The organism is Rhizobium sp. BK289 (assembly GCF_014193575.1).
Lineage (GTDB): Bacteria > Pseudomonadota > Alphaproteobacteria > Rhizobiales > Rhizobiaceae > Rhizobium > Rhizobium tropici_C.
The window spans coordinates 26,617-51,965 of record NZ_JACHZO010000010.1; the positions used below are offsets into that span (position 1 = coordinate 26,617).

Sequence of the window (25,349 nt, forward strand, 5' to 3'; positions counted from 1 at the left end):
AGGACATGACAGACGCCGCCGGAAAGCAGACTGCACTCGAAGGCCAGGATGCCTTCTTGCCGCCGAACACGCGCCGCTCGTTGCCGATTGCCCTTTTGCGGGCGCGTGAAGCGGTGATGGAAAATTTTCGTCCGATGCTGGCGGCCCACGACCTGACCGAGCAGCAATGGCGCGTGATCAGGATTCTTGCAGAGCAGGGCGTGATCGATGCCTCGGAAATGGCCGACAAGGCCTTCATCCTGCCGCCCAGCCTGACGCGCATCATCCGCACGCTGGAAGAACGCGGCCTGATCTCGAAGCTGAGGGACGAGAACGACGGACGCCGCGTTCTCCTCGAAATCACGTCGAGCGGGCTCAGCATCATCGAGCAGGTGGCGCCGGAAAGCAAAGCCATCTACGAACGGCTCCAATCCAGATTCGGCCGCGAGAAGATCGACATTCTCTTGGACCTTCTTGATGAACTCGCCGATCTGAGCCAGCAGAACTGAGGTTCTCCGATCGCTTGCTGCTGCACCGCCCGCCCTCCGCCTAGAATAACCGATCCGCAAGCGACAGTGCGTCGTCCGCATAGCGCGGCACTTTGGCCGAGACCTCCGGCCGGGTGGCTGCCCAGCCGATATAGGTCAGGCTCCGCAACACGGTGAAGAGACCAAGCGTTCCGGCGACATCGGCAGGCAGGCCGCGCGTGCGACCGTAGCTCTCGAGAAGCGCTGCTTCGAGATCCACGTAGTGCGGTTCGTCACGGTTCTTGTAGAGTGCGGTTGCCAGATCGAAGAGCCGGAACCCGAAGCCAAAGTCGTCGAAGTCGATCAGGCCGACCGACTGATCGGTCATCATGATGTTTTCACGCACGCCGTCGGCGTGGATCAGCCCATAGTCGAGCGACCCGAAATTGGCTTCCGCCACCCGCTCTGTCAGGGTTCGCCGCAGATCGGTGAGCCGGCCGGCCTGCGCGTCGGAAAGCCCAGCGCAATCCCAGAACCGGCCCCAAAGCGGCGCATCGCCGACGAGACCTGCCACGTCCCAATGCGGGCGGTTGAAGCCGGCGGGCAGGGCGTAGCTGTCAGCCAGATCGTGCAGCTGCGCAAACAGGCGTCCCAACCGCCCAAACGTGGCGACCGAGTGTTCCCTGGAAAGATCAAGTGCGATGCCGGTCCGCCCCAACGGTCTCCCATCCATCCAGCTGATCAGGCTGGCATATTGAATGTCGCCCCCTGCCTCTGTTTCGCTGGCCACGCAAAGCGAGCCATCCCGCGCCGCAATCGGTTGCGGCACGGCCATGCCGTTTGCGGCGAGATAGGCGGAGAAATCGAGTTCCGCCTTCAACGCCTCTTCACTCTGGTAGTTGGGCCGGTGAAGCCTCAGCGCGGCCGGCTTCCCGTCCGGCAGACGGACCCTGAAGACCGCATTCTCGCGGTATTTCAACAGAACCGGGTTATCCTGAATTCCCCAGAAAGCCAGCGCAAGTTGCGCCTTGTGGATGAGTTTCCGTTCCAGAACCGTATCAATCGTCATGATCAGAGGCCTGAAAGGACGTCGTCCAGCGTCGAGAGCATCAGGTCGGCATTCTCCTTGGAAAACGGCATCGGCGGGCGGATCTTGGTGGCATTCTGGTGAATGCCGAGCTTGCCGATGAGGACACCGCGGCGGCGCATTTCATTGATGACGCGGGTGGCGATGGCGTTTGCCGGTTCCTTGGTTTTCTTGTCGAGCACGAGTTCGGCGCCGAAGAACAGGCCGGAGCCGCGCACATTGCCGATGATGTCATGCTTTTCAGCCAGCTTTTCCAGCCCGGCCCGCGCATAGGCGCCGGTCGTTGCGGCATTTTCCATCAGCTTGTCTTCCTTGAGGACGTCCAGCACCGCCGAGGCTGCTGCGCAGGAGACCGGGTTGCCGCCAAAGGTGTTGAAATAGCGGAAGGCCATGCGGAAGGCATTGAGCGTATCGGCCGAGGCGACAACCGCGCCCACGGGATGGCCGTTGCCCATCGGCTTGCCCATGGTCACGACATCCGGGACAAAGCCCGCATATTGATGACCCCACATATGCGTGCCGGTGCGGCCAAAGCCGGGCTGAACCTCGTCGGCGATCACCAGCCCGCCGGCCTTGCGGACGGCGGCAATGGCCGGTGCCATGAAATCCTTCGGTAGATCCGGAAAGCCCTCATTGGCGAAGAAGGGGCAGATGATCAGCGCGGAGAAGCCATGCGTCGACTGCTGGAGGGATTCGATCGCCTCCTCGACCTTGGCCGCCCAGGCGGCCGCAAAGGCCGCGCCCCCTTCGCCGCCGAGCGGACGATAGCCATCGGGCGCGGGAACATGGCGCACATGTCCGCCATAGCCGCCGATCGGCGGCATGCGCGTGGACAGCTGCGATACGGCAGTCGTGTTGCCGTGATAGGTGAAATCGGTCGCGATGACGCCCGTCTTGCCCGTGACGGCCTGCGCCATGCGCAGCGCCACATCATTGGCTTCCGAGCCCGTGCAGGTCATGATGGCCGTGTCCAGGCTCTTGTCGAAAGTTGCCGTCAGCCGCTCGACATAATTGAGGATGCCTTCGTGCAGATAGCGGGTATGCGTGTTGAGCGTCGAGGCCTGCCGGCAGATCGCCTCGACGACGCGCGGATTGCAATGGCCGACATGCGGCACATTGTTGTAGCAGTCCAGGTATTTCCGGCCGTCGGCGTCATAAATCCAGACGCCCTCGCCACGAACGAGATGGACCGGCTCCTCGTAGAAGGTCGAGACATTGCGGCCGAGAAGCCGTTCCCGGCGCTCCAGAAGTTCTTGGTTGTTGCTCATGATATCACCAACGGTCTTTTTGAGTGCAGATATGCCCGCTTGCGTGGACAGATGATCGACTGACAGGCTGGGCCCGCGCCCGCCTGTCAGTCCCTTTCAGGTTCAAAGGGTGGCGGCAGCCAGGCCCGCGTCCAGCGCGGAGAGGATCTTCTGAACGTCCGCAGCCGTGATGACGAGCGGCGGTGACAGAATGACGTTCGCGCCGGAGGTGCGCACCATGACGCCGGCCTCGTAGGCAACATCCTGGACCTTCTGTATGGCCGGTTTTGCAAGGCCCGCCTTGGTCTTGCGATCGGACACGAGTTCGAGCGCGGCCATCAGGCCCTTGCCGCGAACGTCGCCAACGATTTCATGCTTCGCCTTCAGCGCCTCGAGACCCGCCAGCAGTTCCTCGCCACGGATCTTGGCATTCTCGGGCACGTTGAGGCGTTTCGTTTCGCGAAGAGTCGCAAGCGCGGCGGCGGCCCCGACCGGATGACCCGAATAGGTGTAGCCGTGGCCGATATTGGCAATGCCGGACTTGTCGGCCTCGAAAGCCTCGACGACCTTGTCGCCGAGAAGAACGGCGCCGAAGGGGAAGAAACCATTTGTGATGGCCTTGGCCGTGGTGATCATGTCGGGCTTGACGCCCCAGAGCCGCGAACCGGTCCAGGCGCCCGTCCGGCCAAAGGCTGTGATCACCTCGTCGGCAATAAGGAGAATGCCGTGCTTGTCGCAGATCGCACGCATCAGCGGCATGAAGGTCTCATGCGGAACGATGACACCGCCGGCGCCCTGGACTGGCTCCATGATGAAAGCGGCAATCGTGTCGGCACCCTGGAAGGCGATCTCGTCCTCGAACTGGCGCGCGATCGCCTTTGCAATTTCCGCGCCGTCATCCGTGTTGAACGGATTGCGGTAGCTGAAGGGCGAGGCGAGGTGGAAGACACCGGGCAGAAGCGGCTCGTAGTTGCGCCGGAAATTCGAATTGCCGTTGACCGACGCGCCGCCGATATGGGTGCCGTGATAGCCTTTCTTCAGCGAGATGAACTTGGTGCGCTCCGGCTGACCGATGACCTTCTGGTACTGACGCGCAAGGCGCAGTGCGCTCTCGACCGAGTCCGAGCCACCCGAGGTGAAGAAGGCGCGCGACTGGCCGTCCGGTGCGAACCACTCGCGCAATTCGTAGGACAGCTCGATCAGCGGCGATGTCGTCGTGCCTCGGAAGGCCGAATAATAGGGCAACTCATTGAGCTGGGCATAGATCGCGTCCTTCACCGGCTGGCAGGAATAGCCAAGGTTGACGTTCCAGAGGCCGCCGACCGCGTCGAGCACGCGATGGCCATGGACATCGGTAATTTCGACGCCCTCGGCCTTGTCGATGATGCGGGGCGGATGGGCCAGCATTTCGGCCGGATGCGCCATGGGGTGCCAGAAGTGTTTGGCGTTGTTCTCGATAAGAAAATTGGTCTCGCGGCGGCTCATCATCTGATCCTCGATCATAGGCGGAGCATGGAGAGCGCCTGTGCGTAGCTCTCTGCCGGGCGGGTCACGTCGAAATGCACGTAGGGAAGGTTCACGGCTACCGCGCCTTCGATATTCTTCTTCTGGTCGTCCACGAAGACGCAGGCCTCGCGGGGAAGCTTCAGTTCGGCCAGAACCAGTTCATAGGCCCGTGGGTCGGGCTTCAGGATCTTCGTGTAGGTGGCATCCACGATGACATCGAAGAGATCGATCAGCGGGAACGTCTTGCGAAATTCCGCCCCATAGAAGAGGTCGAGTTCGTTGGACAGGATCGCCAGCCGAAGCCCGGCATCCTTTGCCTTCAGAATGGCGTCGCGCGCTTCCGGCCGCAGGACGAGTCCCGGATCGGCACCGCGCGCCCGCTTCACGAAGGTCACCATGTCCGTCCACGTTTCGCCAATGAGCGCGCCGGTCTCGCGGGTCCGTTCCATCCAGTAATCGCGCTCGGTGATTTCGCGGTTCTGCATCGAGACCCAGAGCGGATCGGTGGCGGGATCGAACGGCCCGCGCCAGGTCAGCGTTCCGGCCGGCAGGCCAAGCGCCTGCTCCGTCTCTGCATGGGTCTCGAAGAGGGTGCGGGTCACGACACCGCCGAAGTCGAGGATCAGGGCTTTGTCGGCATTGCTGCTCATAGGATACCTTTCACGATCTTGCCCTCGGCGACCCAGCGATCGAAGAGCGCAAGGGTCCGGACGCTGAATTCCGGGCCGTTGATATGGCCATCAACCTCTTCAATGGCGATGTGGGGGGGAAGCACGCGGCGGATTTCGTCGTTGAAGGCGGCGGTGGCTTCCGGCTCGAAGAGCGGTTGGCCCTCCTGGTCCCATTCCTGGATGCCACCTGTGGGAAGGATGAACGCCGTCGGGCCTGTCGCGCTACCCAGCTTTTCCGCGATCAGGCGCGCCATGTTGCGCCGGCCTTCGGCGGACAGCGTGATCGAGCCGATGAGGCGATTGTGGGCGTGGTAGGGCCGCTCCGCCAGATGCGCGGGCAATGATTGCCATGCGGGAAGATCGACCATGTCGACCGCGCCCGGAGCAACGATCTGCGGCACGCCCGCCTTTCCGGCATTTTCCAGCCGGTCGGCCCCTGATGTGACGACGCTGCCATTGGCGTGATTGCACACTTCCTGAATGCAGAAATCGATCACCGCGACGAAACCGCGCTCGGCAGCGATATGCTCGAAGGCCCGCCCGCCCATGCCGGTCGAATGAAAGACTGCGACCTCATAGCCACGCTTTTCCAGCTCCGGCTTCAGCGTCTTCATATATTTGAGGCAGCTCGAGCCGAGCGACGTCATGCCGACCAGAGGCTTCCTGTCCTCGACGGGCTCGCCGAGCCGCGCCGCGCCCAGGACCGCACCGGCTGCCTGGGAAAGGATGGACCGGCATATGGCGTTCAGGCCGTAAAGCCCGCCCGACCAGAGGATCATCATCAGATCCGGTGCGATGCGGTCGGGTGGCAGGAGATGCGAATAAGCAATCGTCGAGATGACGAATTTCGGTACGCCGACGGGCAGCACCTTGGCGACATCGAGCGCTAGGTCCGTTCCCATTGATCCGCCGAGCATGAGCACGCCGTCGGCACGACCTTCCGCATGCAGGCGTTTGACCAGCGCGCACGCCCCGCGCGCCATCCATTCCAACGCGGTGTTTTCGTCCCCGCTGTCGATGATCGCCGCGATCGTCGTGCCGGCGGCGGCGGCGATGTCGTGGCGATCGAATTCGCTGACATAGGGCGGATCGGACAAGACGCTGACATCGACCATGACAGGCACGCCACCACCCTCGCGGATGGTTTGCGCCATGAAGGTCAGTTCGTCGCTTTTCGTGTCGCCCGTCCCGATGATGAGGATGTGCGGGTCTGTTCTCTTTGACTTCATATATTTGCTCCCATGCGGCTTAGCCTGCTTTTTGTTTGGTTCCCCAATAGGCGCGGGTGACATCCCTGGCCGTCTGCGCGACCATGGCCCCGTATTTCTCGATCTCCCGTGGTGACATTCGCGTTTCCGGACAGGCAACGGCCACGGTTCCGATCGGGTGATTGCGATTGTCCAGAATGGGCGCAGCGACGCTCGACACGCCGAGGTCAAAGCCGCTCTGGCTTGCCGAATAGCCTCGCTCCACCGCGTCCCGGATGGTCTGCTCAAGGATCGTGCGGGAGACGACCGTCTGCGCCGTGAATGTCTCCAGCGCGTCGCCCAGCAGCGCGTTGCGCTCCGCCATGGGAAGCGCGGAAAGAAACGCAATCCCCGAGGCGGTCGCATGCAGCGGAAGGATCGCGCCGCTTGGGATCGTCACACGGTTGGCGTGGGTCGATTCCGTCACATGCACCGTGGCAAGCCGCCCGCTGATGAAGCGCGACAGATGCACGGTTTCATTGGTCTCTGCCGCCAGCCGGCGGATTTGCGGCAGCACGACATCCAAAAACGGATAGCGGCTTTCCCGGATATGGGCGAGGCGGACAGGTGCGTTGCCAAGCCGATAACAGCGCGTGGTCACTTCCTGCTCGATGAAGCCGAACTTCTCCAACTCCACCAGCATCCGATGTGTGGTTGCCTTGTCGAGTTGAACGGCGCGCGCGATCTGCGTCAGGCCGGGTTCTCCCGGCATGTCCGCGAGTGTCTCCAGTACAGAAAGTGCCTTGGCGACAGTGCTCATGATGTCCCTTCACATGCTCAGCGGGTTGTCCGATCGCCTCATGCTGCGCACGCTCCCCCGGAGGGAGATATTTAACATGCGAATTAACTTGACAGCGTTCGGGATTAATTGCAAGTCTATATTTAAATCAACGGTTCAATAACTGAACCGAAAAATGCAAGATCCGGGCACACCGGACAATTTTTCGCTTCGAAATCGTGAAAAAGCAGGGGAGCTTTCAACATGTCTGCACAGATCCCGGAAAGGACCGGGCAAAATCAGCTGCGTAAAAACAGCCTCGGCGCGCTGGGCGTCACTTTTCTCGTCGTCTCGGCGGCTGCGCCGCTGACGGCAGTGGCCGGCGGGGTTCCGCTGTCCATGCTGCTTGGCAATGGTCCGGGGATTCCCGGCACATTCCTCATCGTCACGCTTATTCTTTTGCTGTTTTCGATCGGCTACGTCGCCATGGCGCGGCATATCCGCAATGCGGGCGCCTTTTACGCCTATACGGCGCAGGGGCTGGGCGGGCTTCTCGGCGGCGGTGCCGCGATGGTCGCCATTCTGGCCTATAATGCCATGCAGATCGGCGTGTTCGGCATGTTCGGTGCGGCCACCTCCGGCCTTTTTGCCGGCATGGGACTGGAACTGCCGTGGTGGGTCTGGACCTATATCGGCATCGGCATCGTGGCGCTCTTCGGCTATCGCCGTGTCGATCTTTCGGCCAGGATTCTCACGGTGCTGGTGCTCCTGGAATATCTTGTCGTGCTGGTGATCGATGTCGCGATCTTCATGAAGGGTGGCGATAGCGGGCTTTCGCTGGCCTCGTTCACGCCTGCAACTGTCCTGTCCGGATCGCCGTCCATTGGTCTTCTCTTCTGCTTTGCCGCCTTCATCGGCTTCGAGGCGACGACCATCTTCAGCGAAGAGGCCCGCGATCCGCATCTGACGGTACCGCGTGCGACCTATTCGTCGGTCCTCATCATCGGCGTCTTCTACATGTTCACCTCATGGCTGATGGTGAGTGGCGAAGGCGTCGACAAGCTCGTTCCGACGCTCCAGGGGCTCAAGGATCCGACGACCTTCCTGTTCGGTCTTGCGGAACGCTATGTCGGCCACTGGATCACGGTGGTGATGAACGTTCTCTTCGTCTCCAGTCTTTTTGCCGGCGTTCTGGCATTCCACAACGGTGTGGCGCGCTACATGTATGTCGCGGGCCGCGAGGGCCTGCTGCCATCATCTCTCGGCGTCACCCATCCGGTCTTCCACAGCCCGCATGTCGCCTCGATCGTCCAGACGGTGATTGCGGTCATTGTCGTGGCCATCTTTGCCGCACTCGGGCTCGATCCCGTGCTTGCACAGTTCTCGTGGCTGACCAACGTGGCGACGCTGGCCATCATCCTGCTGATGGCGTCGACGGCCTTTGCCATCGTCGTCTTCTTCAGCCGCAATCCCGGCGTGGAGTCGAACCCGGTCGTGACCAAGGTGCTGCCAGTGATCACCGGTGTCGTTCTTCTGGCGCTCGTCTATTATATCGCCGTTCATTTCGGCGATCTGGCAGGCGCGACCGGGGCACTGGCCATCTTCCTTCCGGGGCTTGTGCTCATTGCCGCTGTCCTTGGTTTCCTGGCGGCAGCTAGATTGAAAGCAGCCAATCCGGCTCAGTTTGCCCGCCTCGGCGCGACGCAAATCGACTGATAGCCACCATATCCGGGACGGCGCCTCGCGCCGTCCTTTCCCATCCTGACATGGAGTTTCCGGTGCAAGCAGATATTGATCGCCTTCGCCACATGCCTGTTCCGGCGCAGCGCCTCTTCATCAACGGTGAATGGCGCGATGCGGCCGATGACGCGACCCTCGAGGTCATATCCCCGATTGACGGTTCGCGCCTGACGACCCTTGCCGACGCATCTGCGGCGGATGTTGACGCGGCCGTGCGTGCAGCGCGTGCGTCGTTCGAGAAGGGTACATGGTCCAAGACCTCTCCGGCGGCGCGCAAGAAAGTCCTGTTCAAGATCGCCGATCTCATCGACCGCCATGCGCTGGAACTTGCCGTTCTGGGCGTGCGCGACAACGGTACGGAAATTTCCATGGCGCTGAAGGCGGAGCCGGCCAGCGCATCGGGGACCTTCCGCTACTATGCCGAGGCGCTCGACAAGGTCTATGGCGAAATCGCCCCGACATCGCATGACATTCTGGCGCTCATCGAGCGTGAACCGGTGGGCGTGGTTGCGGCCATCGTGCCCTGGAATTTTCCCATGATGATCGGCGCGTGGAAGATCGCGCCGGCGCTTGCGGCCGGCAATTCGGTTGTCTTGAAACCCGCCGAAGGCGCATCGCTAACGCTGCTTCGTCTGGCAGAACTCTGCGCCGAGGCCGGCCTGCCGGAAGGCGTGCTCAACGTGGTGACCGGCCGCGGTGCGATCACCGGCGAGGCGATCGGCCTTCACAAGGATATCGACGTTCTGGCCTTCACCGGCTCGGGTCCGGTCGGACGCCGCCTGCTGGAATATTCCGCGCGCTCCAATCTCAAGCGCGTCTATCTGGAACTCGGCGGCAAATCGCCCAACATCGTCTTTGCCGACGCAACCGATCTTGATCGCGTCGCCAAGGTCTCCGCCAACGGCATTTTCCGCAATTCCGGCCAGGTCTGCGTGGCAGGCTCGCGCCTGCTGGTCGAGCGTTCCATCGCCGCCGAACTGTCGGAAAAGATTTCCGCCCTTGCGTCGCGCATCAAGGTCGGCGATCCGCTGGACATGTCGACCGAGGCGGGCGCGATTTCGAGCGAGGCCCAGCTGCACAAAGACCTCGGCTTTGCCCAGAGCGGTCTCGAAGAAGGCGGGCGGCTTGTGGCGGGCGGCCGGCAGATACTTCAGGATACCGGCGGCTTCTACATGCAGCCGACTGTCTTCGAGGTCACGCCGCAAATGACGCTGGCGCGCGAGGAAGTTTTCGGCCCCATTCTGTCGATCGTCCCGTTTGATACGGAAGCCGAAGCCGTCGCGATCGCCAATGGCACGGACTACGGTCTGGCCTCGGCCGTCTGGACCTCCAACCTGAGCCGCGCTCACCGCATGGTGCGGGCCATCCGCGCGGGCGTCGTCCATGTCAACAGCTATGGCGGGGCCGACGGCACGGTGCCGCTTGGCGGCGTCAAGCAATCTGGCAATGGCCACGACAAGTCGCTGCATGCGCTGGACAAATATACCGACCTGAAGACGGCCTGGATCCAGCTCTGACGGGGCTGCCGCAGGCTCACATTTTCTCCGCGTTCTGCAGCCGCCAAAGCCCCGGCGGCTGGCCCGTGGCGGCCCGGAAGACCCGTGAGAAATAGGCCGGATCGCGAAAGCCGACTTCGTATCCGACATCTTCCACGGACCGGACGGTGAAGAGCAGAAGTCGCTTCGCCTCGACAAGTCGTCGCTGCTCGATAAAGGCTTTGGGCGTGGCCCCATAGGCGGAGCGCACGGCCTTCGACAAGAGATGGGTGGTGGTGGCCAGCGCGTCGATATAGCGTTCGAGCGGCCAGTTCTCGCGAAAGTGTTGTTCGACGAGGGCCCGGAAGCCCGAGCCCAGACCGTCCTGATCGACCGTCATGGCCGTCGCGCTGCGCTGTACGAGGGTCGCGATGTCATTCAGGGCCACGGCGATCAGCGCACCCAGCGTATGGGAGATGCTGCTACGATAGTCGCCCAGAAGGCGCATCATCGTGGCTTCCGTCTGCTGCCAAACCGGGTCGGGCGTGATTGACCTGACCATCACCGGCCGATGCAGCGAAAGGCTAGATAGTGCCCCAACCGGCGGCAGCGCGCTGTCGGCTATGGACGCGACGATGGCGTCCGCTTCCTCGGCATCCACGGTGAAGCCATGCACGGTGCCGCTCGGCACAAAGCTGACGGCGGGCGCGATAAAATCCAATTGCTGATCTTCGATATAGTACCGGCCCCGGCCGCAGGTCCAGAAGGTGATTTGCGCCATGGACCTGTGCATATGGGCCTCAACCTTGCCCATATGCACATGTTTTCGCTCCATAACCGTCTCCACATGCATGAAGCCGATGTCGAGCGCGCGGGCGGGCTCGCCGTAGACGAAAAAGTTTGGAACGCTCCGATCCATGTCATTCATCGAAAAAAGTGCAATCGATTTTGCCATTCTGTCCATGGAGGCGGGCGATGGCAAGCGCTATTCCTTGATCAACGTCAAGGGAGGAAACCATGAATATTCAGCAGCGCCAGGCTCATCTGAAACCCGAGGATTTCCGGGCCGACAAGTCGCGCCCGTTTACGGGCGCGGAATTTCTCGAAAGCCTGAAGGATGGCCGCGAGGTCTATATCAATGGCGAGCGCGTAGCCGACGTGACGACGCATCCGTCGATGCGCAATTCGGCGCGGTCGCTTGCCCGGCTCTATGATGCGCTTCACGACCCGAAGTCGAAGGATCGCCTGACTTCGCCGACCGATACCGGGTCCGGCGGCTATACGCATAAGTATTTCCGCGTCGCCAAATCCTCCGAAGATCTTGTGGCCCAGCAGGGCGCGATTGCCGACTGGGCGCGCCTTTCCTACGGCTGGATGGGCCGCACGGCGGACTACAAGGCGGCGCTGATGAATACGCTGGGCGCAAACGCCGACTGGTACGGTCCGTTCAAGGACAATGCGCTGGCCTGGCACAAGCGCGCGCAGGAAAACGTGCTGTTCATGAACCACGCTATCGTCAACCCGCCGATCGACCGCCACAAGCCGGCGGAAGCGGTCAAGGACGTCTTCGTCCACATCACCAGGGAAACGGATGCGGGCATCTATGTCTCCGGCGCCAAAGTGGTTGCGACCTCTTCGGCGCTGACGCATTACAACTTCCTGGCCCAGAGTTCGGTCACGGTCACCGAGGACCCGTCGCTCTCGGTCATGTTCATCGTTCCGCTGAACGCGCCGGGCGTGAAGCTCTTCTGCCGCGTCTCCTACGAGGAAACCGCCAACACGGTCGGCCATCCGTTTGATTATCCGCTGTCGTCGCGCTTCGATGAGAACGACGCCATTCTCGTTCTCGACAATGTCTTCGTGCCTTGGGAAGACGTGCTCGTTCTGCGCGATGCGGCCAAGATCCTTTCGTTCCACCCGGCCTCCGGCTTCATGCACGGCTATTGCTTCCAGGGCTGCACGCGGCTCGCGGTCAAGCTCGACTTCGTTTCCGGCCTGCTGGCCAAAGCGCTGAGAGCAACCGGCGGCGACGCCTTCCGCGGCAATCAGGCCATGCTCGGCGAAGTCATCGCCACGCGCCACCAGTTCTGGGCGTTTTCCAACGCCATGGCGTATAATCCCGTGAAGTGGGCGAATGGCACCGTGTTGCCTAACCTAGAGGCCGCCCTTTGCTATCGCACCTTCATGTCGGAGGCCTATCCCAAGGTCATCGACCTGATCCGCCGAACGGTGGCGTCGGGCCTTATTTACCTGCCGTCTTCCGCCAAGGATTTCGGCAATCCCGAGATCGATCGCTACCTCGCCCAATATGTTCGTGGATCGAACGACATGGGTCACATTGAGCGCATCAAGATCATGAAACTGCTCTGGGATGCGACCGGGACTGAATTCGGCGGGCGTCACGCGCTTTACGAACTCAATTATGCTGGCGCGCCGGAGGAGGTCCGCCTGCAGGTGCTCAAGGGCGCCGAACGCGGCGGCACGCTGAAGCAGATGGAAGCGCTCGTGGATCAATGCATGGCCGATTACGACCAGAGCGGCTGGACCGGCGATACGTGGCTGCCGCCCCTCAACGGGTGAGGACAGGCCAGCCTCATGATGCCTTGACGGAGGTGCAGACAGTGCAGCAGCCCTGCCGCAGCTCCGTTCGACCTTTTTGCCGGGAGGAATTTACATGGAAGTTGCGGTCGCCAAAGAAGACGTGGTTGCCAAGACAGAGTTTCGCAATGCGATGGCACGGGTGTGTGCACCCGTCAATGTCATTACCACCAACGGTCCCGCGGGCCGCGGAGGCTTTACGGCCACGGCCATGTGTTCGGTGACCGACGAACCGCCAACGCTTCTGGTCTGCATGAATTCACGCTCGGCGCAAACGAGCCTCTTCACCGAGAACAAGCGCTTTTGCGTCAACGTCCTGACCGGCGAACATCGCGATCTGGCCTCGATTTTTGCGGGTCAGGAACAGAGCATGGATGCGCGCTATGCAGCGGCGGAGTGGCAGAACCTCAAATCCGGCAACCAGGCGCTCAACGATGCCATCGTGTCCTTCGATTGCCGTCTGGTCGATATCAAGTTGGTGGGAACGCACAATATCCTGATCGGCGAGGTCACCGAAATCCGTTCCCGCAAGGACGGCCACGCGCTTCTCTACTTCGATCGCAACTTCGTGCATGTTCCGACGCAGGCAGGCAGCTTCGGCGGATAACCGCACACGCAATTGGCTGTACATGCAGCGTCCGGCATCCTGATCCAGCAGGATAATTGACCGTAAACTTTCCATCGGCATGATGACGCTCGGGAAGAAATCCGATCCGTCCGCAGGCGGACTCGGACGTGAAAGGTATCGGCAGACCGTGAACCGCTACGAGTTGAGCGAATTTGTCCTGACCTTGATCGACAAGGCGAACACGCATACGCCGTTGCGGTTTCAGCAGCATATGTTCGATCTCGTGCGTGATGTCATCGTCTTCGACGCTGCCTGGTGTGGATGGTCGCTGTTTCGCGGAGGCAAGATTTCCATCATCCATACGAACCTGAGTGGGCTCCCGCAGAACTTCGAGGCTGCGGTCAAGACACGACAGACCCACGATCCCTTTATCCGGACGGGTCGCTCGCTGAAACTTTTCGCCAAGTCGATCACCCTCGACGGCAGTTCGTTACATCCCGATTTCAAGGCGCTCTCCGACGAGTTCAACCTGAACCAGATTCTCAACGGCCATTGCCATGTCCGTGAGGGGCCCTTCAACTTCTTCATGTCGCTTTATCGCTTCGGCAAGGGGCCGGCCTTTTCAGAAACGGAAACCGCCGATTTTCTGGCAATTCTCAGGCATCTGGAACAGGCGCTCTCGCTGAGCCTGCAATATGACCTCAACCTGGGGGTCGATCCGCACAGCCATTGGGCATTGCTTGACCATGATGGCGAACTGTTTCTCGCGTCTCCGGGTTTCGAAGCCGCTTTAGCCGCCACGCTGCACCGGGGACAAAAACCCTCGACGCGTCTGAAGGAGATCGTCAGGCAGGAGCGGTTGTCGAGCAGGCAAGGCACAGTCTTCTCGCGCTCGCGCTATTCCAGCGACCTCTGGATGCTTTCGCTCCAGCCGAAAGATCCGTGGAAACTGCTTTCGCCCAAGGAAAGGCAGATTGCGGAAATGCTCAGCGCGGGCGCCACTGCTCGCAGCATCGCCGAAAAGCTGGATGTCTCCGTCAACACGGTGCGCAACCAGACCAGTGCGATCTACCGGAAGATCGGCGTACACAACAAAGTGGAACTCGCCCGCCTCGCGAGCCATGGTGACCGGGGATAGAGGTCGTCCCGCATCAGGAGCCCCGCAAATGGCTCCCTTATAGTGCATTTGCACTATATCGTGGCCTGGTGATCGCCATAAGATACCCCTTAACAAAAGACAAAGGCCCGGAAAATACGGGACGCGTTCACAGACAAGGACGCGGAATATGGGAACGCTGGATCACAGATATATCGGGCAGAACTTGCCGCGAGTGCTGTGGGTCTTTTAGACAACAAAGAACGATTTGCAGGCGAGCTCCGAAGGCGGGCCGCTATGCCGCACTGCGGAGGCAACGGACGCGAGAGCGTCTATAGCTGACAATGAAAGATCGGACCGACCCGCGACCGCCTTGGCGGCGTTGGATGCGGCTGGCTTTCTGCAAGACAACAGACTGGGGAAGACATGAACGCATTTGCTGATCTGATTTTGACCGGTGGCCGCATCTATACTGCGGATGCAACCGGCAGCTGGACAGACGCACTGGCGATCCGCGACGGGCGCATCCTGTGCATCGGCGATGCCGCAGTCCAGGCCGCATGCGGCCCAGACACAAAGCGCGTTGAGCTGGCAGGCCAGATGGCGATGCCCAGCTTCATCGACGTTCACGTCCATATTCTCATGGCCGGCCAGTCGGCGCTTTATGAGATGCAGTTCCCCTACAATGCTTCGGTCGATGAGATCTGCGACTACGTGCGGGCCCAGGCAGAGCGGACCCCGGCGGGCCATTGGGTGGTCGGCAATGCCTGGGGCGGCGACATGATCTCAACGCTCAACTGCGATGCCTCTCTTGCTAAGCTCGACGCGGCAAGCCCCCATCACCCCGTCATGCTGCGCGACGAAAGCATGCACAATCGTTGGGTCAACTCGGTGGCCATGCGGACAGCCGGCATCTCCGACAATATCAAGGCGCCGCCGCAGGGTTCATTCGGACGCGACCCAAAGACAGGCCGGTTGACCGGGCTACTCATCGAAGCGGCTTCCGGCATCGTCGAATTTGCCGCCGATCAGGCCTTTACGGCCGACATGCGGAAATCCTCGGTCAAGCAGGCGGTCGAGATCGCCAATTCGCTCGGCGTCACCGGGTTTCAGGAGGCGGCGACCGCGCTGCCCATCCTTCAGGCTCTGGCCGAGCTCGATCGTTCCAGTGACCTGACTGCCTGGGCCGTCGGCTCGCTGCCGCTGGTCGCGCCGGGCTTCATCTTCGGTCTCGCGGGCGATGCGTTGCTCGCCGTTCGCGACGACTACCGGACCATGCATGTGCGACCCGCCTTCACCAAGCTGTTTCTCGATGGTGTGCCGGGCGCACAGACTGCGGCCTTCCATGAAGCCTATATTTCCAATGGCGCAAATCCGCCGGGCCATCGCGGCGAACTCCTGGTCGAGCAGCCCGACCTGATCCGCATGATCGACAAGTCGGAAAAGCTGGGCATGGGAATGAAGATCCATTGCACCGGCGATCTTGCCGTCACCGCTATGCTGGATGCTGTCGAGGCGGTGCGCCATTTCAACGGACCCACAACCGTCAGGCACCAGATCGCCCATGCCAGCTACATCCGGCCTCAGGACATAGAGCGCTTTGCCAAGCTCGGCGTGGTGGCCGACCTGTGCCCAATCATGTGGTTCCCGACCGCCTTTCTGGAGGGGCACAAGGAGGTTCTCGGCGAGGAGCGCGCCACCAATTTCTGGCCGATCGCCGCATTGAAGGATACGGGCGCTCTGATCGCCGGCGGCTCGGACTGGCCGGTCGTGCCGCTGCCCAATCCCTGGTTCGGGATTGAAGGCATGGTGACACGGCAAAATCCTTTCGGCGAATTTCCCGGAATTTCGCTGTGGCCGGAACAGGCAATCGACCTGGAAAGCGCCATCCGCGCCTACACGATCAACCCGGCGGTGGCGATGGGCATCGACGACGTCACCGGCTCTCTGGAGCCCGGAAAATCCGCCGATCTCATCATTCTCGATCAGAACGTTTTCGATGTGCCGCCGACCAGGATCGGCAAGACCAAGGTCCTGACCACGTATTTCGAAGGGCGCGTCGTGCATCAGTCCTGACATGCCACATCGTGACGACACCAAGAAAAGGGGAACCTGTTACATGAAAATCAGACTCTTACTCGCAGCAATGGGCTCGCTTGCCTGCCTTTGCCTTTCGCAAGGTTCCGCGGCCGCTGCACCGACCTGCAAGGCCGGACCGATCAAGATCGGCGCCGTGTCCACCATTACCGGCCTCGCCGATTTCTCGGACGCCCCCAAGGCCGCCAAGGCCGTTTTCGACCAGTTGAATGAAGCCGGCGGCATCAATGGTTGCAAGATCGAATACACGATCGCCGACGACAAGGGTGATCCGCAGGTCGCAGCCCAGGCCGCTCGCGACCTGATCGATAACAAAGAGGTCTTCGCATTGGCAGGAAGCGCCAGCTTCCTCGATTGCGCCGTGAACGCCGGCACGCTGGCCAAGAATGACGTCGTGTCCGTTCAGGGTGTCGGCATCGACCCGCTCTGCTTCAACACGCCGAACATTTCGCCCGTCAATGTCGGTCCCTACACGCTGACGACCGTCATGCTCGATTACGCCACCAAGGAGCTGAAATCCGAGAAGACCTGCGCCTTCATCGCGGTCATCGGCGGCACGCAGGAAGCCTATGCGGGCGCCATTGCCGCCTGGGAAAAGCGGAGCGGCAAGAAGATCACCCTGGTCGATTGGACCCTCCCGCTCCAGGGCGACCTGACGCCCTATCTGATCAAGGCCCGCGACGCCGGCTGCGATGCGGTTTTGACCAACCAGGTCGAACCCGGCGTCGTACAATGGATCAAGACGGCCGATGCCCAGAAGATCAGCGGCATCAACTGGCTCTTCCTGGCCTCGGGCTACACCGAGGGCGTCGCCAAGGCGCTTGCCGACAGCAAGCAGCCCATCTACCTTGGCACCGAATGGGAACCCTACACACTCTCTGATAACGAGGCCAACAAGGACTGGGCATCCACCATGAGCAAGGCTGGCCTGCCGAAGACCGCCTTCTCGCAGGGTGGCTATCTGGCAGCGAAGATCATGGTGGACACGATCTCGGGCATCAATGGCGAAGTCAGCCGCGACAGCATCACGGCTGCGCTGAAGGCTGGCAAGGAATTGAAATATCCGATCGCCGGCAGCGCCTACGTCTTCGGTCCCGGCAAGAAGCACTCCTCCATGCAGGCTTCCAAAATCATGCAGCTTGTGGATGGCAAGTGGACGATCAAGACGCCCGGGTGGTTTACGCTCGCGGCTGCCAAGTAAGACTGCAACGCAGGGCGGACCCGGACATGTGCCGGGTTCGCTTCTGCCGGGGTCCAAGCCCAGTCTCTCAGAAATGGGAAATGCCTTATGAATTCCTTGATAACAGCGGCCGTAGCGGGTCTGTCGGCAGGTGGAGCCTATGCCATTCTGGGCGTCTGCGCCATCTTCACCTACCGTCTCGTTGCCGTCGTAAACTTTACCGGAGCAGCCATTGGCGCTACGGGAACCTTCATCATGGTCGGGCTCTTCAGCCTGGGCGTGCCGCTATTCCTCGCGGTCATTGCCGGCCTTGCTGGGGGAGCGCTCGCGGGTGTCCTGATCGGCCTCGTTGCGACGACGTGGTTTGCAAGTTCCAACGCCTCGACGAAAGCCGCCGTCACTGCGGCCCTTCTCGTCGGCATCATCGCATTGGGCCTGAGACTGACCGGAGGCCAGCACCCGCACTACTTCCCCGAACTCATCCCTGGCTCAGCCTTCCGCTTTGCCGGCGTGGAAGTCACCTGGGCGGCCGTCATGACGCTCGTCCTGGCCGTTGTCTTCACGCTGGCGACGGAGCAGTTCCTGATGCGAAGCCGAACCGGGCTGCAGTTGCGCGCCCTGTCGCAGAGACCGATGGCCGCCGAACTGATCGGCATCCGTGTCCGCCTGCTGTCGCTGGGCGTCTGGGCCGTGACGGGTTGCGTGACGTCGCTAGCGCTGATGATCATCGCGCCGCTGCGTTCGCCCGATTTCGCCTCGCTCAGCCTGCTTGTCGTGCCGGCTCTGGCGGCGGCCCTCATCGGCGCCTTCGCAAGCTTTCGCGCCGCCCTTCTCGGTGGCGTTATGATCGGCGTCCTCGAAGGCCTCGTCAGCGCCATCAATTTCGTCAGCGAGTATCGGAGCACGGTTCCTTTCCTTGTCATTCTTGTTGTCCTTCTTTGGTCCCAGAGAGGAGCCCGTTGGGATGAAGCACGCTAGTCTTCGCGCCGCCCTTTCCACTGCACTGTCGCTTGTCGTCCTCGGCGTGCTCGTGCTCATTCTGTTGCCCAAATACTGGGTGTTTCTCATCACCGCTGTCTTCATCGTTGGCATCACCCTGCAAAGCCTGGGGCTGGTGACCGGCCGGACAGGCATGATTTCGCTCTGCCAGATGTCGTTTGCCGGCGTCGGCGCCTGGGTCACGGGCTATCTCAATCTCGTCGAAGCCCCCGGCGGTCTGGCACTGTGGATCGTCGTCGGCGGTCTCGCCGCCGTGCCGGTCGGCGTAGCCATCGGCTTGCCGGCGCTGAGATTGCGCGGCATCAACCTCGCCATCGTCACGCTTGGCTTCGCGGCCGCCTTCGACACAGTCCTGGCAACGATTACCTTTCCGGGACAGACGACGTTCACGCAGGTTGCCCGACCGGAGCTGTTCGACACCGATCGCGGCTATTTCGTCTTCGTGCTCGCAACCTACGGCGTGATCGCCGTGGCGCTCGAATTTGTCAACCGGTCGAGGCTCGGCGTATCGTGGCTCGCGATCCGCCACTCCGAACGTGCCGCCGCCGCGCACGGCGTTTCCATTGCCCGCGCCAAGCTCAGCGCGTTTGCGATCAGTGCCTTCATCTCCGGCATGGCGGGCGGATTGCTCGCTGGCTATCTCGGAACGCTTGTCGCCGACAATTTCTCCATGATGCAGTCGCTTGCGCTCTTTGCTGTGGCGACCATGGTCGGCGCACATCTGACGCTCGGCACGATCATCGGCGGCGCCATGATCACCCTGTTTCCCGAGCTCTTGCGCCGGCTGAACCTGCCACAGGACATTGGCAACATCTTCTTCGCCCTCGGCGCCGTACAGGCACTGTCGACCGGCGAGGCGATTGCGCAAACCTGGACGCGGCTGTTCGGCAAGCTGCTGCCGCGCCGCGCGCCGCAGATGCGCGTACCGCAGGCGGCTGCACTGCCTGCAAAAGCGGTGCACAAAAGCGGCAACGCGCTGGAAATCCGCGACCTCACCGTGCGTTATGGCGCGGTTACGGCGCTCGACAAGGTCAACCTGGCGGTTCCCGCCGGCAAGGTGGTCGGCCTTATAGGGCCAAACGGTGCCGGCAAGTCCACCCTCGTCGATGCGATCGCCGGCTTCCTGCAGCGCTATGAAGGGTCGATCCTGCTGGAAGGAAATGCCGTTGACGGGCTTTCGGCGACCGATCGCGCCCGAAATGGCATCCGCCGCACCTGGCAGACCACACGCATCGCGCCGGAGCTGCGCGTCGGCGAGTACATGAGGCTCGCCGCCAGAACGGCATCGCCAAGCGAAATCGAGGCACTGCTGGCCTGGGCAGGCGCACCGTCACCGGATACGCCCATTGCAGCCGTCGATGCGGGAACGAGACGTCTTCTCGACGTGGCCGGCGTCGTGGCTGCGCGCCCGCCGATTATCCTGCTCGACGAGCCAGCGGCCGGCGTATCCTATGATGAGGCGCTGAAACTCGGCGAACGGATCGCCGCCATTCCTGCGACCTTCGGCAGTGCGGTGCTCCTCATCGAGCATGACATGGACCTTGTCCGCAATGCGTGCTCCCAGATCACCGTCTTCGACTTCGGACGTGTGATCGCCAATGGGCAGCCGGAAACGGTTCTCGCCATGCCTGTTGTGCAAAAAGCCTATATGGGTGTTGAATTCGGGGAGGTTGCAGCGTGACATTGCTGAAGATTACGGGCCTGCGCGTCGATCGATCAGGAATACCTGTCATCAGGGGCGTCGATCTCGTGGCGCGCAGCGGCGAGATCAGCGTTCTGCTCGGTTCCAATGGTGCGGGCAAGACGACATTGCTAGAGAGCTTGTCAGGCATCATCCCTCACAAGGCCGGTGCCATCGAGATAGATGATCTCGATCTGGCGCGGCTGCGGCCAGGAACCCGCGCCAAACGCGGGCTCAGTCATGTCGAGCAGGGCAGAACCGTTTTTCCCGAGATGACGACGGAAGAAAACCTCAAGGTGGCGCTGCATGCCGATGCGGATCTAGCGGAGGCCTACGACCTGTTTCCGGAGCTTTTGCAGCGGCGCAACGTCAAGTCCGGGATGCTGTCGGGAGGCGAGCAGCAGATGCTCGTCATCGCCCGCTCCATCGTCAATCGGCCCAGGATCATCATGATCGACGAAATGTCTTCCGGCCTTGCACCTGTCATCGTCAGCCGACTGATGACGGCCGTGCGCCGCCTTGCCGATAGCGGCATGGCGGTGATCCTGGTCGAACAATTCGCCACGCTGGCGCTGGCCATCGGCAACCGCGCCTATGTGCTCCGCCGCGGCGAGGTCGTCTATGACGGCGACTGCCAGACCTTGGCGCGCGACCCCGCGCTGATGCACAGGCTTTATCTCGGCTATTCGGAAACTGCGGCAGCGGAAGGATCGGCATTGCAATGACCGCAAGATTTACAGGCAAGGTCGCCCTTATATCTGGCGGCGGCACGGGCATAGGCGCAGCAACGGCGCGCCGCCTCGCTTCGGAGGGCGCCGACGTGGTCATCATGGGCCGACGGCGCGCGCAGCTCGAGGCGGTGGCGAAGCCCATCGGCGCCCATGTCTTCATTGGTGATTGCGCGGAGCCGTCAGAAGCCCAGGCTGCAATCGCCATGACGGTCCAGCGATTTGGCGGCCTGGACATCGTGGTCGCAAATGCAGGCGGCCACGGTTTTGCAACGATTTCCGAAACCACGGATGACGAATGGGAGCGCGCCCGCCGGGCCAACCTCGATACCGCCGTGGTCCTCCTGCGCACCGCCATGCCCGAGCTTGTGAAGAGAAAGGGCGCCATTGCGGTGACGGCCTCGATCGCCAGCCTTGCCGCACCGGCAAGCGCCTTCGGCTACACCGTGGCCAAGCATGCGCAGATCGGCGTCGTTCGTTCCATAGCGCGGGATTTCGGTCGCCAGGGGGTGCGCTGCAACGCGGTTTGCCCCGGGTGGGTTGCCACCGAGATGGCGGATGCCGAAATGGCCGAGCTGCAGGCGCGGCTCGATCTGAAGTCGCGCGAGGAGGCCTACCAGATGGTCACACGCGACGTTCCGCTGGGGCGACCTGCCCATCCCGACGAAGTCGCTGCAGCGATCGCCTTCCTGTGTTCGCCGGAAGCGTCGATCATCACCGGCGCTATTCTGACCGTGGATGGCGGATCAACGATCGTCGACGTGCCGACGCTGGCGTTCGGCTAACTCGCTTCTGCGTTTCATTGAACCCGCGCTCGCGCCGCTCTCATTGGACTTTAAGCCGTCATTTTTTCTCTGAGAAATTCGCACACCGCCCGTTCTTGATCGCGCGCTCGTGCAAGGGCACCCCGGCAATTCGCCGGGGCGGCTTAAACAGATTGCTCAGTGCTGCACAGTGTCAGGCCTGACGACCGTATGGCTGACCGGGAACCACGGCCAATGCCGTATCCTGTTGAGGATGCCCCATAGTCCGGTCGGCGAAAAAAGCGCCATGACCATTGTCAGCACACCGAGAACAACGAGGTAGCTCGCGCCATACTGACCGAAGATGCGGGTTGCGAAGAAATAGAGCAGCGCGCCGATGATCGGGCCCTCGATATGGCCGATACCGCCGACCATCACGATGAAGATGCAGATCGACGACCAGTAGGGATCGAAGCCGCTGGTCGGCGAGATGCGCAGCTGGGCCATGTAGTAGATCGCGCCGGCAAGGCCCGTTCCCATCGCCGCGACAACGTAGATCGCGAAGCGCATGCGGTTGACATTGACGCCCTGACTGGCCGCCGAGACCGGATCGTCGCGCATCGCTGTCAGCGCAAGACCGAGCCGCGAGCGCAAGAGGAGGAAGGTGCCGCCCACCGTCGCCAGAAGCAGAAGCGCGCAAAGGACTGTCAGCCCGATCTCGCGCTGGTGCGGCGTGAAGCTGCCCATGGCCCGCAGCGTCATGCCCGAGCCTGCGTTGACGACGTCGAGATTGTTGGTGATCAACCGGAAGGTCTCGGCCAGGACCCAGGTGCCGATGGCGAAATAGGGACCGTCGAGTTTGCGGAGCAGCAGATAGGAGGGCGCGGCGAGCACCGCCGGCAGGATGATCGCCAGCGGCACGGCCAGGAACGGATTGAGCCCCGCGAATGACGAGAGCGCAAACAGTGAGTAGCCGCCCGCGCCGATGAAGGCCTGCTGGCCCACGGAGACCATGCCGCCATAGCCGGCAAGCAGGTTCCACATCTGCGCGATGGCGATGAAGCACGACAATTCGATCACCAGCCGAATCTGGCCGCTCGGCGCCCAGAAGGGCAGGGTAGGGATGGCGAGAAGGAGACAAAGCGCAAGCGGGATGGCAATCTTGCTCGACAGCGTGTGACGATTGACGAGAACGCGAGACGGATTCATTTCGACACTCCTATTGACGCGCCATGAGGCCCTGGGGGCGAAAGATCAGGACCAGCAGGAACACCAGGTGGCCGATCAGGATGCCCCAACTCGGATTGACATAGGCGCCGACGACCTGGGCGACACCGAGGATCAGACCGCCCGCGAAGGCGCCCCAGATCGATCCCATGCCGCCGATGATGACCGCCTCGAAGGCGTAGATCAGCTGCGCCCCGCCATCCGAAGGTGAAACCGTCGTGCGCGCGGCCTGAAAGACAGCGGCGATGCCGAGAATGGCCACCGCAACCGCCGTCGCCTGCGCATAGATCGATTTGGTATCGACGCCGGAAAGCACGGCGGCATCCTTGTCGGCCGCCGCCGCCCGAAGGCCACGCCCGAAGCGGGTCGATTTCAGGACGATGTCGAGCAGCGCGGTCAGTCCCACGGCGACAGCGAAGATAATGATCGGCAGCACGCCGGCATGGACGCCGCCGACATTGAACGATTTCAGCGCCAGCGGACCGACATTCAGCGACCGCGTATCGGCTGACCAGATGGTCAGCATGAAATTCTGCAATGCCAATGACAGGCCGAACGTGGCGATCAGCGACGGCAGCGGGTCTTCGCCGACGACGAAATTGAGAACGCCGCGCTGCAATACCCAGCCGACAAGTGCGCCGACGGGAACCAGCAGGAGAATGACAAAGCCGGGACCCAGCCCGAAGGCGGCGGCAGCCGAGATGCCGATCAGCGCCAGAAGTACGACAAGATCGCCATGGGCGATGTTGACGATGCGCATGACGCCGAACATCAGCGACATTCCGATCGCGTATTGGGCGTAGAGACCGCCGAGCAGCAGGCCCTGGATGATCGCGTCAATCCACTTCATGTTTTGCTCCGAAATAGGCTTCCGCAATCGCCTCGCGGGTCAGGTCAGCGGATTTGCCGGTCAGCGTGATGCGCCCTTCCAGCATGCATAAGACGCGGTCGGAACTCTTCTGGGCCAGCGACACATCCTGCTCGACAAGGAGAATGGCCGTGCCGGCCTGTCGGATAACGGGAAGCATGTCATAGATCTCGCCAATGACCTTGGGCGCGAGCCCCAGGCTGATCTCGTCGCACAGTAGCAGCTTCGGCTGCGTCATCAGTCCGCGACCGATGGCGACCATCTGCTGCTGGCCTCCCGAGAGCTTTTCCACCTGCTGGTTTCGGCGTTCACCCAGGATTGGGAAAAGGTCGTAGAGGCGCTCGAGCGTCCAGGGTTTTTCACCGGACGAAATCGCGCGTGCGCGGTCGCCGGCCACCCGCAAATTGTCCTCCACCGTCATGCCCCTGAAGAGCCGACGCCCCTCGGGAACGAGTGCCAGGCCGTTTGCCGGAAGCTTGTGGGCAGGCATGCGTGACACGTCGTGCCCATCGAACCTGACCTCGCCGTCTCGCACGGCGACCAGGCCGGCGAACGTCTTCAGCATTGTCGATTTACCGGCGCCGTTAGCGCCGATGAGCGCGACGATCTCGCCTGCGGTAATGTCGAAATCGACCGAGAAAAGGGCCTGAAAATCGCCGTAGCCTGCGCTCAAGCGGCAGGCGCTGAGAAGCGGTGTGGTCATCATCCCTCAAGTCCCATGTAGACGCGGCGCACGTTCGGATCGTTGATCACGGCGTCCGGGGTGCCTTCGGCGATCTTGCGCCCGAAGTTGAGCACCATCATGCGATCCGCAACCGCCATGACGGCATGCAGCACGTGTTCGATCCAGATGATCGTGACGCCGCGATCGCGCACGCGGCGGATGAGCGCGACGAGCTGTCCCGCCTCGGCTTCGGTCAGGCCGCCGGCAATTTCGTCCAGCAACAGCAGCTTCGGCTCGCCTGCCAGCGCTCTCGCCATTTCCAGCCGTTTGCGGTCGAGCAGCGTGAGCCCGCCTGCGGGCCGGTTGGCTCTTTCTGCCAGGCCGCAATCCTCCAGCAGCGCCGCGCAGCTTTCGAAAGCCTCGTGTTCTGACCGCCCCGCAGCGAACCGCGAGGCGACCAGGAGGTTCTCGAATGTCGTCATCTTGGCGTAGGGCCGAGGGATCTGATAGGTCCGCCCGATCCCCCTGGAAGCCCGCCTGAAGGCGGGGATGCCGTCGATGCTTGCGCCCGCCAGCGAGATCGAGCCGGCATCGAGGGCTATGTCGCCCGATATCAGGTTGAAGAGCGAGGTCTTGCCGGCACCGTTCGGCCCGAGCACGCCGAGCACTTCGCCTTCCGTCAGATCGAAACTCACATCCTGCACGACATGAAGGGCGCCGAAGCTCTTGGACAGACCGCGTGCTGAAAGTAGCGGCCTGCCCG

Annotated in this window: 23 protein-coding genes; 12 read left to right on the forward strand and 11 right to left on the reverse strand. The window is 62.0% G+C overall.

Annotated elements, in window-relative coordinates; genetic code table 11:
• The first annotated feature begins 5 nt into the window (after positions 1 to 5).
• On the forward strand, positions 6 to 488 hold the full coding sequence (gene hpaR, locus FHT84_RS19890; protein WP_183763693.1) for a homoprotocatechuate degradation operon regulator HpaR: 483 nt from the start codon (positions 6 to 8) through the stop codon (positions 486 to 488).
• A gap of 40 nt (positions 489 to 528) precedes the next feature.
• Here the strand turns inward: hpaR and FHT84_RS19895 are convergent, their stop codons facing one another.
• The 6 genes from FHT84_RS19895 to FHT84_RS19920 form a co-directional block, all read right to left on the reverse strand.
• A complete protein-coding gene (locus FHT84_RS19895) occupies positions 529 to 1,515 on the reverse strand; it encodes a phosphotransferase (protein WP_246698580.1) in 987 nt (328 codons plus the stop codon).
• 2 nt (positions 1,516 to 1,517) lie between these two features.
• The gene (locus FHT84_RS19900; protein ID WP_183763696.1) at positions 1,518 to 2,801 is read right to left on the reverse strand and encodes an aspartate aminotransferase family protein; all 1,284 of its coding nucleotides are present in this window, start codon (positions 2,799 to 2,801) and stop codon (positions 1,518 to 1,520) included.
• 102 nt (positions 2,802 to 2,903) lie between these two features.
• On the reverse strand, positions 2,904 to 4,265 hold the full coding sequence (locus FHT84_RS19905; RefSeq protein WP_183763698.1) for an aspartate aminotransferase family protein: 1,362 nt from the start codon (positions 4,263 to 4,265) through the stop codon (positions 2,904 to 2,906).
• Between the two features lie 14 nt (positions 4,266 to 4,279).
• Positions 4,280 to 4,936, reverse strand: a complete 657-nt coding sequence (locus FHT84_RS19910) for an HAD-IA family hydrolase (protein WP_183763701.1) — start codon at positions 4,934 to 4,936, stop codon at positions 4,280 to 4,282.
• Entirely contained in the window at positions 4,933 to 6,186 is a 1,254-nt protein-coding gene (locus FHT84_RS19915; protein WP_246698579.1) for a Tm-1-like ATP-binding domain-containing protein, read from the reverse strand. The genes FHT84_RS19910 and FHT84_RS19915 overlap by 4 nt, the downstream gene beginning before the upstream one ends.
• 19 nt (positions 6,187 to 6,205) lie before the next feature.
• Positions 6,206 to 6,964 (reverse strand): IclR family transcriptional regulator, encoded by a 759-nt coding sequence (locus tag FHT84_RS19920; protein WP_183763707.1) that lies wholly within the window; start codon positions 6,962 to 6,964, stop codon positions 6,206 to 6,208.
• A 222-nt stretch (positions 6,965 to 7,186) separates the two neighbouring features.
• On the opposite strand from FHT84_RS19920, the gene FHT84_RS19925 reads away from it, so the two are divergent.
• Entirely contained in the window at positions 7,187 to 8,638 is a 1,452-nt protein-coding gene (locus FHT84_RS19925; protein WP_183763710.1) for an APC family permease, read from the forward strand.
• A 62-nt stretch (positions 8,639 to 8,700) separates the two neighbouring features.
• Positions 8,701 to 10,179 (forward strand): aldehyde dehydrogenase, encoded by a 1,479-nt coding sequence (locus FHT84_RS19930; RefSeq protein ID WP_183763713.1) that lies wholly within the window; start codon positions 8,701 to 8,703, stop codon positions 10,177 to 10,179.
• Positions 10,180 to 10,195: 16 nt separating this feature from the next.
• On the opposite strand, the gene FHT84_RS19935 is transcribed toward FHT84_RS19930, so the two are convergent.
• Positions 10,196 to 11,092 carry a helix-turn-helix domain-containing protein gene (locus FHT84_RS19935; RefSeq protein WP_348647366.1) on the reverse strand — a complete coding sequence of 299 codons (897 nt, stop codon included), beginning with the start codon at positions 11,090 to 11,092 and terminating at the stop codon, positions 10,196 to 10,198.
• 89 nt (positions 11,093 to 11,181) lie between these two features.
• On the opposite strand from FHT84_RS19935, the gene FHT84_RS19940 reads away from it, so the two are divergent.
• The 9 genes from FHT84_RS19940 to FHT84_RS19980 all read left to right on the forward strand — a co-directional run bounded on the left by FHT84_RS19940 (position 11,182) and on the right by FHT84_RS19980 (position 21,869).
• A complete protein-coding gene (locus FHT84_RS19940) occupies positions 11,182 to 12,717 on the forward strand; it encodes a 4-hydroxyphenylacetate 3-hydroxylase N-terminal domain-containing protein (protein WP_183763935.1) in 1,536 nt (511 codons plus the stop codon).
• A 94-nt stretch (positions 12,718 to 12,811) separates the two neighbouring features.
• Positions 12,812 to 13,342 carry a flavin reductase gene (locus FHT84_RS19945; RefSeq protein WP_183763716.1) on the forward strand — a complete coding sequence of 177 codons (531 nt, stop codon included), beginning with the start codon at positions 12,812 to 12,814 and terminating at the stop codon, positions 13,340 to 13,342.
• Positions 13,343 to 13,490: 148 nt separating this feature from the next.
• Positions 13,491 to 14,441 (forward strand): LuxR family transcriptional regulator, encoded by a 951-nt coding sequence (locus FHT84_RS31765; RefSeq protein ID WP_183763719.1) that lies wholly within the window; start codon positions 13,491 to 13,493, stop codon positions 14,439 to 14,441.
• A 384-nt stretch (positions 14,442 to 14,825) separates the two neighbouring features.
• On the forward strand, positions 14,826 to 16,475 hold the full coding sequence (locus FHT84_RS19955; RefSeq protein ID WP_183763722.1) for an amidohydrolase: 1,650 nt from the start codon (positions 14,826 to 14,828) through the stop codon (positions 16,473 to 16,475).
• Between the two features lie 70 nt (positions 16,476 to 16,545).
• Entirely contained in the window at positions 16,546 to 17,697 is a 1,152-nt protein-coding gene (locus FHT84_RS19960) for an ABC transporter substrate-binding protein (protein WP_348647367.1), read from the forward strand.
• An 87-nt stretch (positions 17,698 to 17,784) separates the two neighbouring features.
• Positions 17,785 to 18,654, forward strand: a complete 870-nt coding sequence (locus FHT84_RS19965) for a branched-chain amino acid ABC transporter permease (protein WP_183763728.1) — start codon at positions 17,785 to 17,787, stop codon at positions 18,652 to 18,654.
• Positions 18,641 to 20,356 (forward strand): ATP-binding cassette domain-containing protein, encoded by a 1,716-nt coding sequence (locus tag FHT84_RS19970; protein ID WP_183763731.1) that lies wholly within the window; start codon positions 18,641 to 18,643, stop codon positions 20,354 to 20,356. Before FHT84_RS19965 ends, FHT84_RS19970 begins: the two co-directional genes overlap by 14 nt.
• Entirely contained in the window at positions 20,353 to 21,081 is a 729-nt protein-coding gene (locus tag FHT84_RS19975; protein WP_183763734.1) for an ABC transporter ATP-binding protein, read from the forward strand. Before FHT84_RS19970 ends, FHT84_RS19975 begins: the two co-directional genes overlap by 4 nt.
• The gene (locus tag FHT84_RS19980; RefSeq protein WP_183763737.1) at positions 21,078 to 21,869 is read left to right on the forward strand and encodes an SDR family oxidoreductase; all 792 of its coding nucleotides are present in this window, start codon (positions 21,078 to 21,080) and stop codon (positions 21,867 to 21,869) included. The genes FHT84_RS19975 and FHT84_RS19980 overlap by 4 nt, the downstream gene beginning before the upstream one ends.
• Positions 21,870 to 22,025: 156 nt before the next feature.
• Here the strand turns inward: FHT84_RS19980 and FHT84_RS19985 are convergent, their stop codons facing one another.
• Genes FHT84_RS19985 through FHT84_RS20000 form a run of 4 tightly spaced genes read right to left on the reverse strand, consistent with a single transcriptional unit; the run spans position 22,026 to position 25,320 of the window.
• Entirely contained in the window at positions 22,026 to 23,036 is a 1,011-nt protein-coding gene (locus FHT84_RS19985; protein WP_183763740.1) for a branched-chain amino acid ABC transporter permease, read from the reverse strand.
• A 10-nt stretch (positions 23,037 to 23,046) separates the two neighbouring features.
• On the reverse strand, positions 23,047 to 23,904 hold the full coding sequence (locus FHT84_RS19990; RefSeq protein WP_183763743.1) for a branched-chain amino acid ABC transporter permease: 858 nt from the start codon (positions 23,902 to 23,904) through the stop codon (positions 23,047 to 23,049).
• Entirely contained in the window at positions 23,891 to 24,625 is a 735-nt protein-coding gene (locus FHT84_RS19995) for an ABC transporter ATP-binding protein (protein ID WP_183763938.1), read from the reverse strand. The genes FHT84_RS19990 and FHT84_RS19995 overlap by 14 nt, the downstream gene beginning before the upstream one ends.
• A complete protein-coding gene (locus FHT84_RS20000) occupies positions 24,625 to 25,320 on the reverse strand; it encodes an ABC transporter ATP-binding protein (protein WP_183763941.1) in 696 nt (231 codons plus the stop codon). Before FHT84_RS20000 ends, FHT84_RS19995 begins: the two co-directional genes overlap by 1 nt.
• Positions 25,321 to 25,349: the final 29 nt, after the last annotated feature.

Coding starts and splice junctions, on each gene's coding strand:
- FHT84_RS19960 (WP_348647367.1), top strand. CDS start 16,546: ATGGGCTCGCTTGCCTGCCTTTGCCTTTCGCAAGGTTCCGCGGCCGCT.
- hpaR (WP_183763693.1), top strand. CDS start 6: ATGACAGACGCCGCCGGAAAGCAGACTGCACTCGAAGGCCAGGATGCC.
- FHT84_RS19995 (WP_183763938.1), bottom strand. CDS start 24,625: ATGACCACACCGCTTCTCAGCGCCTGCCGCTTGAGCGCAGGCTACGGC.
- FHT84_RS19980 (WP_183763737.1), top strand. CDS start 21,078: ATGACCGCAAGATTTACAGGCAAGGTCGCCCTTATATCTGGCGGCGGC.
- FHT84_RS19955 (WP_183763722.1), top strand. CDS start 14,826: ATGAACGCATTTGCTGATCTGATTTTGACCGGTGGCCGCATCTATACT.
- FHT84_RS19920 (WP_183763707.1), bottom strand. CDS start 6,964: ATGAGCACTGTCGCCAAGGCACTTTCTGTACTGGAGACACTCGCGGAC.
- FHT84_RS19935 (WP_348647366.1), bottom strand. CDS start 11,092: ATGGCAAAATCGATTGCACTTTTTTCGATGAATGACATGGATCGGAGC.
- FHT84_RS19900 (WP_183763696.1), bottom strand. CDS start 2,801: ATGAGCAACAACCAAGAACTTCTGGAGCGCCGGGAACGGCTTCTCGGC.
- FHT84_RS19970 (WP_183763731.1), top strand. CDS start 18,641: ATGAAGCACGCTAGTCTTCGCGCCGCCCTTTCCACTGCACTGTCGCTT.
- FHT84_RS19915 (WP_246698579.1), bottom strand. CDS start 6,186: ATGAAGTCAAAGAGAACAGACCCGCACATCCTCATCATCGGGACGGGC.
- FHT84_RS19945 (WP_183763716.1), top strand. CDS start 12,812: ATGGAAGTTGCGGTCGCCAAAGAAGACGTGGTTGCCAAGACAGAGTTT.
- FHT84_RS19925 (WP_183763710.1), top strand. CDS start 7,187: ATGTCTGCACAGATCCCGGAAAGGACCGGGCAAAATCAGCTGCGTAAA.
- FHT84_RS19985 (WP_183763740.1), bottom strand. CDS start 23,036: ATGAATCCGTCTCGCGTTCTCGTCAATCGTCACACGCTGTCGAGCAAG.
- FHT84_RS19905 (WP_183763698.1), bottom strand. CDS start 4,265: ATGAGCCGCCGCGAGACCAATTTTCTTATCGAGAACAACGCCAAACAC.
- FHT84_RS19990 (WP_183763743.1), bottom strand. CDS start 23,904: ATGAAGTGGATTGACGCGATCATCCAGGGCCTGCTGCTCGGCGGTCTC.
- FHT84_RS19965 (WP_183763728.1), top strand. CDS start 17,785: ATGAATTCCTTGATAACAGCGGCCGTAGCGGGTCTGTCGGCAGGTGGA.
- FHT84_RS19895 (WP_246698580.1), bottom strand. CDS start 1,515: ATGACGATTGATACGGTTCTGGAACGGAAACTCATCCACAAGGCGCAA.
- FHT84_RS19910 (WP_183763701.1), bottom strand. CDS start 4,936: ATGAGCAGCAATGCCGACAAAGCCCTGATCCTCGACTTCGGCGGTGTC.